2 protein-coding genes and 1 pseudogene are annotated in these 15,341 nt (G+C 76.3%); all 3 read right to left on the reverse strand.

What is annotated here, in order from left to right:
• On the reverse strand, positions 1-2,183 hold a 2,183-nt coding region (locus ACFVYI_RS41380), incomplete at its 3' end, for a type I polyketide synthase (protein WP_387895096.1).
• 52 nt (positions 2,184-2,235) lie between these two features.
• Positions 2,236-7,455, reverse strand: a pseudogene (locus tag ACFVYI_RS41385) (type I polyketide synthase); the annotation flags it as partial.
• A gap of 61 nt (positions 7,456-7,516) precedes the next feature.
• On the reverse strand, positions 7,517-15,341 hold a 7,825-nt coding region (locus tag ACFVYI_RS41390; protein ID WP_387895098.1), incomplete at its 5' end, for an SDR family NAD(P)-dependent oxidoreductase.

The following is a 15,341-nucleotide window of genomic DNA, read 5'->3' on the forward strand; positions in this document are numbered from 1 at the left end:
GTGCCGGCGATGACGGTGTGGCTGGGGCCGTTGACGGCGGCGACGCTGACCTCGCCGGCGTGCGGCGCGAGCAGGGCTTCGACCTGGGAGGCGGGTAACGGGACGCTGGCCATGGTGCCGTGTCCGCTGAGGGCGAGGATGGCCTTGCTGCGCAGGGCGACGATGCGGGCGGCGTCGTCGAGGGTGAGGGCGCCGGCGATGTGGGCGGCGGCTATCTCGCCCTGGGAGTGGCCGAGGACGGCGTCGGGGTGGACACCCAGCGATTCCCAGAGCCGGGCGAGGGAGACCATCACGGCGAACAGCGCGGGCTGGACGACGTCGACGCGCTCCAGCGAGGCGGCGTCCGGAGCCTGTCGGAGGAGGTCGAGCAGGGACCAGTCGGTGTGCGGGGCGAGCGCCTCGGCGCAGGCCTCGATGTGGGTGCGGAACACGGTTGAGGTGTCGAGGAGTTCGGCGCCCATGCCGATCCACTGGGAGCCCTGGCCGGGGAAGACGAAGACGGTCCGGCCGGCGGTGGCGGTGCCGGTGACGACGAGCGCGGAGGTCTCGTCGGCGGCGAGTGCGCTGAGCCCGCTCAGCACCTGCTCACGGCTGTCGCCGATCACCACCGCCCGCTGCTCGAAGACCGACCGCTCGGCCGTCAACACCCGGGCCACGTCGGCCGGTTCCCATTCCGGGTGTGCCTCGACGGCCGCCCGAAGCTGCTCGGCCTGGGCGCGCAGCGCCTCGGGGGTCCGTGCGGACACCACCCACGGCAGCACGCCACCTGTGACCTCTGTGCCCGCCGCCGGTTCCCGGGCCGGTGCCTGCTCCAGGATGACGTGGGCGTTCGTCCCGCTGACCCCGAAGGAGGAGACGGCGGCCCGCCGGGGCCGTCCGGTCGCGGGCCAGTCGCGCTGCTCGGTGAGCAGTTCGACCGCGCCGGCGGTCCAGTCGACGTGGGTGGTCGGTTCGTCGACGTGCAGGGTGGCCGGCAGCACGCCGTGCTGCATCGCCATCACCATCTTGATCACGCCGCCGACTCCGGCCGCGGCCTGGGTGTGGCCGATGTTCGACTTCAACGAGCCCAGCCAGAGCGGCCGTTCGGCCGGACGCTGCTGCCCGTAGGTGGCCAGCAGGGCCTGCGCCTCGATCGGGTCGCCGAGGCGAGTGCCCGTCCCGTGCGCCTCCACCGCGTCGATGAGGTCCGGCGAGAGCCCGGCCTCGGCGAGGGCCTGCCGGATCACCCGCTGCTGGGAGGGGCCGTTCGGCGCGGAGAGGCTGCTGCTCGCGCCGTCCTGGTTGATCGAGGACCCGCGCAGGACGGCGAGCACCCGGTGCCCCTGGCGCTCGGCCTCGGAGAGCCGCTCGACCAGGAGCATCCCCGCACCCTCGCCCCAGGCGGTGCCGTCGGCCGCGGCGGCGAAGGACTTGCAGCGCCCGTCCGGGGCCAACCCGCCCTGGCGGCTGAACTCGACGAAGGTGTCGGGAGTGGCCATCACGGTGACACCGCCGGCCAGCGCCATCGCGCAGTCGCCGCGCCGGACGGCCTGGGCGGCGAGGTGCAGGGCGACCAGCGAGGAGGAGCAGGCCGTGTCCACCGTGACGGCCGGACCCTCCAGGCCGAGGACGTAGGCGATCCGGCCGGATGCCACGCTGCCTGCGGTCCCGCTGCCCAGGAAGCCCGCGACCGACTCGTCCACCGAGGTCAGCCGGGTGCCGTAGTCGTGGTACATCAGGCCGGTGAACACGCCGACCCGGGTACCGCGCACGGTCCCCGGGGGGATGCCGGCCCGCTCGAAGGCCTCCCACGCGGTCTCCAGCAGCAGCCGCTGCTGCGGGTCCATCGCCGGCGCCTCGCGCGGGCTGATGTCGAAGAACGCCGGGTCGAAGTCGGCCGCGTCGTCGAGGAAGCCGCCCTCGCACACGTAGGAGGTGCCGGGCCGCAGGCCGTCGGGGTCGTAGAAGTCCTCCACCCGCCAGCCGCGTTCGGCGGGCGGCGCGCCGACGGCGTCGCGGCCGGCCGCGACCAGGTCCCAGAGCTCGTCCGGCGTCCGCACCCCGCCCGGGTAGCGGCAGCTCATCCCGACGATCGCGATCGGGTCGTGGTCGGCGGCCTCCAGCTCGGCCACCCGGCGGCGTGCCTCGCCGAGCTCGGCGGCAGCCCACCGGAGGTGCTCGCGAAGCTTGTCTTCTTGTGCCACTTGAGCCTGCTCCTAAAGCCGGTGCGGGTGTCGACCTGGTTCTGCCGGGCCCTCAGCGGGCGCGGAGCTGGTTGAGTACGTCGAAGAGTTCGTCGTCGCTCGCCGAGGCGAGGTCGGTCGGGTCGGTGCGGTCGGTCGGGTCGGCGCTGCCCCGGCCGTCGTCGCCCCAGCGGGAGAGGAGGTCCTTCAGCCGGTGCGTGATCGCCGTCCGAGCCTGGTCGTCGTCGGCGAAGGGCGTCAGGAACGCCTCCAGCCGGTCGAGTTCCGCGAGTGCCGGGCCCATCGCCGTGGTCTCCCCGGTGCCGAACTCGGCGCAGAGGTGGTCGGCCAGGGCGGCGGCGGTGGGGTGGTCGAAGATCAGGGTGCTGGGCAGCTGGAGGCCGGTGGCGTCCTGCAGCCGTTCCTGGAGTTCGAGGTTGGCGAGCGAGTCGAAGCCCAGGTCGACGAAGCCCTGGTCCGGGTCGATGTCCTCGGGCGTGGACTCGACCAGCACGACCGCCGCGTGGGTGCGGACCAGGTCGAGCAGGGCCCGTCGGCGGGCCGGCTCCGGCAGCGCCCGGAGGTGCTGTGCGAAGCCGCTCGCCGGGTCCGTGTCCGCGGCGGTGACCGGCGCGGTGGCCGGCGTCGCCGCGGGAGTCGGCGCGGACGCCGAATCGGGACTCGGCGCGGGACTCGGCGCGGTGACCAACTCCCTGAGCAGCGCCGGTACCTGCCCCTGATCGGCGCGCTCCCGCAGCGCCGCGGGATCCAGCCGAACCGGGACGAGCACCGACTCAGTGATCATCATACGGGCGGCATCGAAGAGATCAAGTGCTTCCGCCGCGGAAAGCGCACGGACCCCGTTCCGGCCCAACCGCGCGGTGGAGACAGTGTCCAGACGGTCCGTCAGATCGCTGCGCTCGGCCCAGAGCCCCCAGGCCAGGGACAGTGCGGGCAGGCCCTCACGGTGCCGCCGCTGTGCGAGGGAGTCGAGGAAGGCGTTGGCGGCGGCGTAGTTGGCCTGTCCGGCGGTGCCGAAGGTGCCCGAGGCGGAGGAGAACAGGACGAAGGCGTCGAGACCGGTGTCGCGGGTGAGCTCGTGGAGGTGCCAGGCGGCGTCCACCTTCGGCCGCAGCACGGCGGCGAGCCGCTCGGGTGTGAGCGCGGTCAGCAGGCCGTCGTCGACCACGCCGGCCGCGTGGACGACCGCCCTCAGCGGGTGGGCGTCGGGTACCGAACGCAGCAGTCCGGCCAGGGCCTCCCGGTCGGCGGCGTCGCAGGCGGCGACGGTGACCTCCGCGCCCAGTGCGGTGAGTTCCGCGACGAGCTCGGCCGCGCCCGGTGCCCGGTCGCCCCGGCGGCCGGTCAGCAGCAGGTGCCGGGCGCCGCGCTCGACCAGGTGGCGTGCGAGCAGGCGGCCGAGGGCTCCCGTCCCGCCGGTGACCAGGACGGTGCCGTTCGGGTCGAACGACGGGTCGCCGTCGGTGGTGCGGTCGACCTGCGTCAACCTGGGTGCCAGCAGGTCGTTCTGATGTAGCGCCAGCTCCGGTTCGTCCGACGCGAGTGCCTGGGCCAGTGCGCTCTCGGACGGTGGTGCGTCGCCCAGGTCGAGCAGGCCGAAGCGCTTCGGGTGTTCGGCCCGCGCCGACCGGAGCAGCCCCCGGACGGCGGCCGCGGCGAGGTCGGGGGCGGGGTCGTCCGGGCCGGTGGTCTGGGCGCCGCGCGTCACCACGACCAGTCGCGCGGCGGCGAAGCGGGGTTCGGCCAGCCAGGACCGCACCAGTCGCAGGGCATCGGCGGTGGCGGCGTGGACGGCGGCCGGCCCGTCGTCGCCGTCGGCCGGCGGCAGGGCCGCGAGCACCACGTCCGGCACGGGGGTGCCGGCGGTGGCCAGGGTGGCGAGGTCGGGATGGTGCGGGTGGGGGCCGGCCGGGATCCCGGGGCCGACCACCGCCGTCCGCACGGTGACGGGGTGCGGGTCCACCGGGACCGGCACCCAGCGGACCCGCCACAGCGGTGCCGGGTCGGCCGTGTCGTCGTGCATCGGCCGGGACCGCAGGCTCGCGACCGACGCCACCGGGACGCCGGCCGCGTCGGCGGCCTCGAAGGCCACCGCGTCCGGGCCGGCCGGGGCGAGCCGCACCCGCAGGGCCGCGGGGCCGGCCGGCCGCACCGAGACGCCGTGCCACGCGAACGGCACCGTCACCCGCCCCGCCATCTGCGGCGAGCCGACCGCGTACGCCTGGAGGGCGGCGTCCAGCAGCGCCGGGTGGAGGCCGTACCGGGCGGCCTCACTCCGGTCCGCCTCCGGCAGGGCGACCTCGGCGAACACCTCGTCACCGCGCCGCCAGAGCGCGCGCAGCCCGCGGAAGGCCGGGCCGTAGTCGACGCCGAGGGCGGCCAGCCGGCGGTAGCACCCGTCGAGGGCGACCGGCTCGGCGCCGGGCGGCGGCCAGGCCACGAGGTCGGACGCCTCGACGGGGGCCTCGGGAGCCAGCACGCCGGTGGCGTGGCGGGTCCAGGGGGCGTCCTGGGGGGCGGCCGCGCGCGAGGACAGCTCGACCGGGCGGCGTCCGGACCCGTCCGGGACGCCGACGGCCAGCCGGATCCGGACGCCCGCTTCCGGGGCGGCCTCGGGCCCGGGCAGCTCCAGCGGGGCGAGCAGGGTCAGCTCGGCGAGGTGCGGGCAGCCCGTCCGGGCACCCGCCGCGCGGACCAGCTCGACCACGGCGGTGCCGGCCAGCAGAACCCGGCCGTGGACGGTGTGGTCGGCGAGCCACGGCAGCTCGCGCGGCGAGAGCCGGCCGGTGAACAGCAGCCCCTCGCCGTCCGGCAGTTCGGCGACGGCCCGGAGCAGCGGGTGGTCCGCCGGGGCCAGCCCGGCGGCCTGCACGTCGGGGTCGGCCGGCCCGTCCTCCAGCCAGTGGCGCCGGCGCTGGAAGGCGTACGTCGGCAGGTCGACCGGGCGGAGCCCGGTGTCGGGGAACGCCGCCGACCAGTCGGCCGGCCCGCCGTGGACGTGCAGTTCGGCCAGGCCGGTGAGGAACGCGTCCGTGCCGCCGACCACCTGGACGGCCGGGCCGGCGATCCGCGCGATCCGCGCCGTCAGCTCGGTGTCGAGCACCAGGAACCGGGTGTGGCCGCGGCCCAGCAGTTCCGGTACGGACTCGTCCGGCGCACCGGTGAGCACGGGCATCCGGGTGCCGGCCGGATCGGGCCGCTCGCCGCGGACCGCCGCGCGCGCCCCGTCCACCAGGGACAGCGCCCCCGCGACACAGGCTCCCGCGACCACGCCGGCGCCCGCCGCGACGAGGGCGGCCGGGTGGACCCCGTGCCCCTCCCAGAGCCCGGCGAGGGCGACCAGCACCGCCCAGTGCACCGCACGGCCGACCTCGGCGCGCGCCGGGTCGGGGGCGCCCGGGGCGCCGCGCAGCACGTCCGTCGCGGACCAGCCGGCGGCCTCGGCCAGCGCCGCGTCGCAGGAGGCGAGGCGCGCGGCGAACAGCGGCGACGCGTCCAGCAGCCGGACCGCCCAGTCGAGTCGGTCCGCGGGCCGGTCCGGCAGGACGAGGACCACCCGCTCGTCCCCGCCGGCGACGCCCTCGACCAGCCCGGGCCGCGCCTCGCCGGCCGCCAGGGCCGCCAGGGCGGCCCGCAATCCGGCCCGGTCCGCGCCGAGCAGCACGGCCCGGTGCTCGAAGGCCGTCCGGGTGCGGGCCAGGGCCGCGCCGACCTCGGCCGCGGACCGCTGCGGGTGCTCGTCGAGGTGGGTCAGCAGGCGTCCGGCCTGCGCACGCAGCGCGGCCGCCGTCCGGCCGGAGAGGACCCACGGCACGGTCGCCGCGCCGGCCGGCCCGGCCTGTGCCGGCTCCTCGGAAGCGGGGTTCTCGGAAGCGGGGTTCTCGGCGGCGGGGTCCTCGGCGGCCTCCTCCAGGACGAGGTGCGCGTTGGTGCCGCTCACCCCGAAGGACGACACGCCGGCCCGGCGCGGCTGCCCGGTCGCCGGCCACGCGCGCCGCTCGGTGAGCAGTTCGACCGCACCGGCGGTCCAGTCCACGTGCGGGTTGGGCTCGTCCAGGTGCAGGGTGCGCGGCAGCACGCCGTTCCGCAGCGCCATCACCATCTTGATCACGCCGGCCACGCCCGCCGCCGCCTGCGCGTGGCCGATGTTGGACTTCACCGAGCCGAGGTAGAGCGGCCGCCCGTCGGCCCGGTCCTGCCCGTAGGTGGCCAGCAGCGCCTGAGCCTCGATCGGATCGCCGAGCGTCGTCCCGGTGCCGTGCGCCTCCACCGCGTCGACGTCGCGCGCCGACAGCCCGGCGTGCTCCAGCGCCTGCCGGATCACCCGCTGCTGGGCCGGCCCGCTCGGCGCGGTCAGCCCACTGCTGGCGCCGTCCTGGTTGACCGCGCTGCCGCGGATCACCGCGAGCACCCGGCGACCGCTCCGCCGCGCGTCGGAGAGCCGCTCCAGCAGCAGCAGGCCGACGCCCTCGCCCAGCCCCGTCCCGTCGGCCGAGGCCGCGAACGCCTTGCAGCGGGCGTCGCCGGCCAGTCCGCGCTGCCGGCTGAACTCGACCAGCGCCATCGGCGAGGCCATCACCGTCACCCCGCCGGCCAGCGCCAACGAGCACTCGCCGGCCCGGAGCGACTGCGCCGCCTGGTGCAGCGCGACCAGCGAGGACGAGCACGCCGTGTCCAGGGTGACGGCCGGTCCCTCCAGTCCCAGGGTGTAGGCGACCCGGCCGGACGCGACGCTGCCGGTGCTGCCGTTGCCGACGTAGCCCTCGAACTCGCCCGGCACCCGGCGCAGGCGCGAGGCGTAGTCCTGGTAGATGACCCCGGCGAACACGCCGGTCCGGGACCCGCGCACCGAGGACGGGTCGATGCCGGCCCGCTCGAAGGCCTCCCAGGCGGTCTCCAGCAGCAGCCGCTGCTGCGGGTCGGTGGCCAGCGCCTCCCGGGTGCTCATGCCGAAGAACGCCGGGTCGAAGTCGGCCGCGTCGTGCAGGAACCCGCCCTCGCGGACGTACACCGAGCCGTGGCGCGCCGGGTCGGGGTCGTGCAGGCCCTCGGCCCAGCCGCGGTCGGCCGGGAACGGCGAGATCGCGTCCCGCTCCTCGGCGACCAGACGCCAGAGGTCCTCGGGCGAGGTGACCCCGCCGGGGTAGCGGCACGCCATGCCGACGACGGCGATCGGCTCGCGGGCGCCCTCCTCGGCCTCCTGGAGCCGCCGGCGCGTCCTGCGCAGGTCGACGGTCAGCCGCTTGAGGGTGTCGAGGACCTTCTCGTCACTCGTCATTGCGCTGTGCGCCTCTCTTCTCGACGGGGCCGGCAACGGCTCGGGGCAGGCGGGTTCACGGGTTCTGCAGTTCGCCGTCGGCGATGGCGAGCAACTCGTCGAGGGTCGCGTCCCCGAACTCGTCCTCGTCCTGGTCCTCGCCGGGTCGGTCCGGGCTGTCCGGCCCGGCCGCGTCCAGCTGTGCCGCCAGCCCGCGCAGCCGGGCGGCGAGCCGCTCGCGCGCAGGGTCCCCGGCGGCCAGGTCGCGCAGGCCGGCCTCCAGGTCGTCCAGGTCGACGGGGCCCCCGGTGGCACGGACAGGCGGTGCGGCCGGCCGCTCCTGGTGCTCCAGCAGCTCCCCGAGGTGGGTGGCGACGGCGGCCGGGGTCGGGTGGTCGAAGACCAGCGTGGCCGGCAGCCGCAGCCCGGTGGCCGCGTTCAGCCGGTTGCGCAGCTCGACCCCGCGCAGCGAGTCGAAACCGGACTCCAGGAAGCCGCGCCCCGCGGCGACCGCCTCCGGTGAGGCGTGGCCGAGCACCGTGGCCACCTGGGACCGGACCAGCTCGACCAGCGCGTGCGACCGTTCGGCGGCGGTGAGACCGGCCAGCGACAGCCCGGTGCCCGTCCCGGCCGACGCCTCGGCCCGGGCGGCGCGCCGGGGCGCCGTGCCGAGCAGCGCCCGCAGCAGCGGCGGCCGCTGCGCCGGGTCGCCGTCGCGCAGCGCGGCGAGGTCCAGCCGGACCGGCAGCGTCAGCGGGCGGTCCTGGGCGAGCGCGGCGTCGAACAGCGCCAGGCCCTCCGTCGTGGACATCGGCAGGACGCCCGAACGCCGCATCCGGCGCCGGTCCGCCTCGTTCAGCCCGCCGGTCATCGCGCTCTCGGCGGACCACAGCCCCCACGCCATCGACACCCCGGGCAGGCCCAGCGCGCGGCGGTGCGCGGCCAGGCCGTCCAGGTAGGCGTTGGCGGCGGCGTAGTTGGCCTGCCCGGCACTGCCCAGCACGCCGCCCGCCGCCGAGAACAGCACGAACATCGCGGGCTTGGCGTCCAGGGTCAGCTCGTGCAGGTGCCAGGCCGCGTCCGCCTTCGGGCGCAGCACGGCCCTGACCCGCTCCGGCGTGAGCGAGGCGAGCGTGCCGTCGTCCAGCACCCCGGCCGCGTGCACCACACCCGTCAGCGGGTGCTGCGCCGGGACGGCGGCGAGCACGGCGGCCAGCGCGCTCCGGTCGGCGGCGTCGCACCGGGCGACGGTGACCTCGGCGCCGAGCGCGGACAGCCGCTCGACGAGCTCGCCGGCCCCCTCGGCCTTCCGGCCCTGCCGGCTGACGAGCAGCAGGTGCCGGACGCCGTGGTCCTCGACCAGGTGCCGGGCGACCAGCGCGCCCAGCGTCCCGGTGCCGCCGGTGATCAGCACCGTGCCCTCGGGCTCCAGCGCGGGGGCGGCGGCGCCGTCGTCCGGGCGCAGCCGCGCCAGACGGGGCACGAGCAGCCGGCCGGCCCGGACGGCGTACTGCGGCTCGGCGCCGTCCAGCAGGGCCGGCAGCACCGCGGAGGCGTTCGCGTCGGGGCCGTCCGGGTCGGCGTCGGGGTCCGCGTCGAGGTCCACCAGGACGAACCGGTCGGGGTGCTCCGCCTGCGCGGAGCGCACCGCGCCCCAGACGGCGGTCGCGGCCGGATCGGGTGAGCCGGCCGGCTCGGGTGAGCCTGCGGAGTCCGTGGTGTCGACGGCGCCGTGGGTCACCAGCACCAGCCGCGAGGCGGCGAACCGGTCGTCGGCGGCCCAGGACTGCAGCAGGGCGAGCGCCCGCTCCACGGCGTCCCGGGCGGCGTCCGCGGACCGGCGGTCCCCACCCGGCTGCGGCGTCCAGGGGACCACGACGGCCTCGGGCACCGGCGCGCCGGCCGTGACGGCGTCGGCGAGGGCCGCGAGATCCGGGTAGCGGGACGACGCGTGCGCGTCCGCACCGAGCACGGCATGGCGGACGGTGCGCGCGGCGGGCCGGTCGGCCGGCTCGGTCCAGGCCAGCCGGAAGAGGCAGTCGGCGGCGGTGCGGTCGGCGGCGGCGCCGAGCTGCGCCGGGGAGACCGGCCGCACGGCGAGCGACTCGATCGTGGCCACCGGCAGACCGGTCCGGTCGGCCACCGACAGCGCCAGGCCGTCCGGCCCGGTGGGCGTCAGCCGGACCCGCAGCGCGGTGGCGCCGGTGGCGTGCAGGGTGGCGCCCGCCCAGGAGAACGGCAGCCGCACCTGCTCGGCACCGTCGATCAGGGTGGTGTGCAGGGCCGCGTCCAGCAGCGCGGGGTGGATCCCGAAGCGGTCGGCGTCGGCCGACTGCGCCTCCGGCAGCCGGACTTCGGCGTACACCTCCTCGCCTAGCCGCCAGGCGGCGTGCAGCCCCTGGAACGCCGGCCCGTACCCGAGGCCGTCCTCGGCGAGCCGCTGGTAGAGGCCGTCGAGCCCGACCGGCACGGCCCCGGCCGGCGGCCAGACGGCGTCGGTCGCCCACCCGCTGGTCGGCGCGACCGGGACGGCCGTCCCGGTCGCGTGGCACGTCCAGGTGGTGGCGTCCCCGGCGGTGTCGGCGCTGTCGGGGGCGGAGTGGACGGTGAGTGGGCGACGGCCGGCGCCGTCCGGCGCGCCGATCCGGACCTGGATCCGGACGGCCTGCTGCTCGGGGAGGACGAGGGGTGCCTGGAGGGTCAGTTCCTCCAGGTGGTGGCAGCCGACCCGGTGTCCGGCGTGGAGGGCGAGTTCGACGAGCGCGGTGCCGGGGGCGAGGACGGTGCCCCAGACGGCGTGGTCGGCGAGCCAGGGATGGGTGCTGACGGAGAGTCGGCCCGTCAGGATCAGGCCCTCGTCGTCGGGCAGCGCGACGGCCGCGGCGAGCAGCGGGTGCCCGGCGGAGTCGAGCCCGGAGGTGCGCGGGTCGGCGGTCGCGGGCGCGGTGAGCCAGAAGCGCTCGCGCTGGAAGGGGTAGGTGGGGAGGTCGGGGTGGTGGCCGGGGTGGAGGAGCGGGGCCCAGTGGACGGGGCGCCCGTGGGTGTGGAGGTGGGCGGCGGAGGTGAGCAGTCGGGTCCAGTGGCCCTCGTGGCGGCGCAGGGTGCCGGTGACGACGGCCGGCGTTCCGTCGAGGGTGTCCTCGACCGCGGGGGTGAGGACGGGGTGGGGGCTGGTCTCCACGAACGTGCGGTGGCCGTTTTCGGCGAGGGCGCGGACGGCCTGTTCGAAGAGGACCGGCCGGCGCAGGTTGGTGTACCAGTAGTCGGCGTCGAGGGTGGTGGTGTCGACGACCTCGGCGGTGACGGCCGACATGAAGGGGACGGTGGCGGCCGCCGGCTTGATGTCGGCGAGGTCGGCGAGGAGTCGGCCACGGAGGGTCTCGACGTGCGGGGAGTGGGAGGCGTAGTCGACATCGATGCGGCGGGCGCGGATGCTCTGCTGTTCGCAGTGGGCGAGGAGTTCGTCGAGGGCATCGCGGTCGCCGGCGACGACGGTGGTGGCAGGGCCGTTGTGGGCCGCGACGCTGAGGCGGCCGTCCCAGCGGGCGAGCAGCTCGGCGGCCTCGGTGTGCGGCAGGGGGAGGGAGGCCATGCCACCGTCTCCGCTGATGGCGAGGATGGCCTTGGCGCGGAGGGCGACGATGCGGGCGGCGTCGTCGAGGGTGAGGGCGCCGGCGATGTGGGCGGCGGCTATTTCGCCCTGGGAGTGGCCGAGGACGGCGTCGGGGTGGACGCCGAGGGACTGCCAGAGGCGGGCGAGGGAGACCATGACGGCGAAGAGGGCGGGTTGGACGACGTCGACGCGGGTGAGGTCGTCGTTGCCGCGCAGGACGTCGAGCAGGGACCAGTCGGTGTGCGGGGCGAGGGCTTCGGCGCAGGCTTCGATGTGGCTGCGGAACACGGTTGAGGTGTCGAGGAGTTCGGCGCCCATGCCGATCCACTGGGAGCCCTGGCCGGGGAAGACGAAGACGGTGCGCCCGGAGTCCTCGGTGCTGCCGGTGGTGGTGGTGCCCTCGTCGGCCAGGGCGGTCAGGTGGGCGAGGAGTTCGGCGTGGGTGCGGCCGAGGGCGACGGTGCGGTGGTCGAGGGTGGCGCGTCCGGTGAGCAGGGTGTGTCCGACGGTGTGCAGGTCGGTGTCGGGGTGGTCGCGGAGGAAGTCGGCGAGTTGTGCGGCGTGTGCGCGCAGGCCCGGTTCGTCGCGGGCGGAGAGCACCCACGGGACCACGAGGGAGGGGGAGTCGGCGATGCCGGCCGCCTCCTCGACGGGCGGGGCCTCCTCCAGGATGACGTGCGCGTTGGTCCCGCTGATCCCGAACGCCGACACACCCGCACGACGCGGCCGCCCGTCCGCCTGCGCCCACTCGCGCTGCTCGGTGAGCAGTGCGACCGCGCCGGCGGTCCAGTCCACATGGGTGGTCGGTTCGGTGACGTGCAGGGTGCGCGGCAGCATGCCGTGCTGCAGGGCCAGCACCATCTTGATCACGCCGGCCACGCCCGCCGCCGCCTGGGTGTGGCCGAGGTTGGACTTCAACGAGCCGAGCCAGAGCGGCTGTTCGCCGGTCCGCTGCTGCCCGTAGGTGGCGAGCAGGGCCTGCGCCTCGATCGGGTCGCCGAGGCGGGTGCCCGTCCCGTGCGCCTCCACCGCGTCGACGTCCGCCGCCGAGAGCCGGGCGTCGGCCAGTGCGGCGCGGATCACCCGCTGCTGGGAGGGACCGTTCGGCGCGGCCAGCCCGTTGGAGGCGCCGTCCTGGTTGACCGCGCTGCCGCGGACCACGGCGAGCACCCGGTGCCCGTTGCGCCGCGCGTCCGACAAGCGCTCCAGCAGCACCACGCCGGCGCCCTCGGCGAGGCCGAAGCCGTCCGCGTCCTCCGAGAACGCCTTGCAGCGGCCGCTCCCGGACAGGGCGCCCATCCGGCTGAAGCCGATGAAGGAGTCCGGAGTCGGCATCACCACCGCGCCGCCGGCGACGGCCATCGTGCACTCGCCGTTGCGCAGCGACTGCGCCGCCAGGTGCAGGGCGACCAGCGACGACGAGCACGCCGTGTCGACGGTGATCGCCGGCCCCTCCAGCCCGAACGCGTAGGAGAGCCGGCCCGAGATGACGCTGGTGACGCTGCCGGTGATGACGTAGTCCCCGATGGCGGCCGGGGCGTCGGCGGACTTCGTGCCGTACCCGTGCTGCATGGCACCGACGAAGGCGCCGGTCCGGCTGCCACGCAGAGAGGTCAGATCGATGCCGGCCCGCTCGAAGGCCTCCCAGGAGGTCTCCAGCAGCAGCCGCTGCTGCGGGTCCATCGCCAGTGCCTCGCGGGGGCTGATCCCGAAGAACCCGGCGTCGAACGCGTCCACGTCCCGGACGAAGCCGCCCTGCTCCCCGGAGACCGCGGACAGGTCCCAGCCGCGATCGGTGGGCAGGCCGGAGATCACGTCGCCGTCGGTGACGAGCAGCTGCCAGAGCTCCTCCGGGGTCGAGACCCCGCCCGGGAACCGGCAGGCCATGCCGACGATCGCGATCGCCTCGTCGTCCGCGTCGGCCGTCGGCCGGGTCGCCGCGACCGGGGCGACCATCTCGGGCGCGCCCAGCTCCAGGATCTCGCGACGCAGCTGGGCGACCAGCGCGGCCGGGGTCGGGTGGTCGAAGACCAGGGTGGCCGGCAGTCGCAGACCGGTGGCCGCGTTCAGCCGGTTGCGCAGCTCGACCGCCGTCAGCGACTCGAACCCCAGCTCCTTGAACGCCCGTTCGGGGCGGATGGCGTCCGGCGTGCTGCGCCCCAGCACCGCGACGGCGTGCCTGGTGACCAGCTCGGTGAGAGTGCGGTGCTGCTCCGCCTCCGACAGCCGGCCCAGCGAGAGGCGGAGTTCGGACTCGGCGGCCGTCGGCGTCGGCGCCGACTCGGCGGAGGCCGCCAACACAGCGCGGGCCTCGGGGAGTTCGCCGAGCAGCGGGCTCGGACGCAGCGCGGTGAAGAGCGGGACGAAGCGGTCCCAGTCGATCTCGGCGACCGCGACGAAGGTGTCGTCGTGGTCCAGCGCCTGCTGGAGGGCGGCGATCGCCAACTCGGCGCGCATCAGCGGAAGCCCCTGTTCGCGGACCCGCCGGCGGGTCCGCTCGACGTCCTGGTCGCCGAGGTTCTTCCAGGTGTTGACGGCGTCCTCCCAGACGCCCCAGGCGACCGACAGCATCGGCAGACCGCCGGCGCGGCCCTGCTCCGCCAGGGCGTCCAGTGCCGCGTTGGCGGCGGCGTAGGCGGCGTGGTCCCCGCTGCCCCAGAAGCCGGCGATGGAGGAGAACAGGACGAAGGCGTCCAGCGCCGCCGGGTCGAGCAGGTCGACCAGGTGCCGGGCGCCGTCCACCTTGGCGGCCAGCACCTGGTCGAGGCTCTCCACCGTGGTGTCGACCACGGACGTCAGCTCGATGAACGCGGCCGTGTGCAGGACGGCCCGCACGGTGTGGCCGTCCGCCCGCAGCCGGTCGAGCAGGCCCGCGACCGCGTCGCGGTCGGCCACGTCGCACGCGGCCAGGGTGACGGCGACGCCCCGCGCGGTCAGTTCGGCCGCGAGGTCCGTCGCCCCCGGGGCCTCCGGGCCCGAACGGCTGGCCAGGACGAGGTGCTCGGCGCCGTTGTCGGCCAGCCAGCGGGCAAGTCGGGGGCCGAGGCTCCCGGTGCCGCCGGTGACCAGCACCGTGCCGCGCGGGCGCCAGCCGCGGATCGGCCGGGCCTCCCCGGCGGCGGCGTGCACCATCCGCCGGGCGAACAGCCCGGCCGCCCGCACCGCCACCTGGTCCTCCTCGGAGGAGCCGGCCACCACCCGCAGCAGCCGCCCGAGCGACCGCTCGTCCGGCTGCCCGGGCAGGTCGACCAGACCGCCCCAGAGGTGCGGCAGCTCCAGCGCGACGACCCGGCCGAGCCCCCACAGCTGGGCCTGGACCTGATCGGCCGGCGCGTCGGACGGCCCGGTGTGCACGGCGCCGCGCGTGGCGCACCACACCGGTACCCGCAGGCCGAGGCCGGACAGCTCCTGGACCAGCGCCAGCGTCAGCGCGACGCCGGTGGTCGCCGTGCGCCGCCCGGGGTGCCGGCGGGCGTCCAGCGCGAGGAACGACAGCACGCCGGCGAGCCCGCCCGGCTCGGCGCCCTCGATCACCTCGCGCAGTCGGGCGGCCAGGGCGTCGCGGTCGGCGTCCGCCTCCAGCAGCACGGTCCGTGCGCCGCGCGCGCCCAGCCCACGGGCGGCCTCGGCCACCCAGGCGTCGTCGGTGTGGCCCGCGGGGACGAGCACCAGCCAGGTGCCGGAGAGCGCGGCCGGCGCGAGGTCCGCCACCGGCTTCCACGCGATCCGGTACCGCCAGTCGTCCACGGCGGAGCGGTCGCGGCTCTGCCGGTGCCAGGAGGAGAGCGCCGGCAGCAGGGTGCTCAGCGACCGCCGCTGCTCCTCGTCCTCGACCTGGAGGGTGGCGGCGACCGCGGCGATGTCCTGCTCCTCGACGGCCTCCCAGAACCCCGCGTCCACCGCGGAGGCGGCGGCCGGGCTCGAACCGGCCGGGGCGGCGTCCTGGATCCACAGGTGCTGGTGCCGGAAGGGGTAGGTGGGGAGGTCGGGGTGGTGGCCGGGGCGGAGGAGCGGGGCCCAGTCGACCCGGATGCCGTGGGCGTGGAGGTGGGCGGCGGAGGTGAGCAGCCGGGTCCAGCCGCCTTCGTCGCGGCGCAGGGTGCCGGTGGTGACGGCGGGTGTTCCGTCGGTGGTGTCCTCGATGGCGGCGGTGAGGACGGGGTGGGGGCTGGTCTCGATGAAGGTGCTGTGGTCGTTCTCGGCGAGGGCGCGGACGGCCTGTTCGAAGAGGACGGGTCGGCGGAGGTTGGTGTACCAGTAGTCGGCGTCGAGGGTGGTGGTGTCGGTG

Origin of the sequence: Kitasatospora sp. NPDC058218 (genome assembly GCF_042882445.1) — a bacterium.
In the GTDB taxonomy this organism is placed as follows: domain Bacteria; phylum Actinomycetota; class Actinomycetes; order Streptomycetales; family Streptomycetaceae; genus Kitasatospora.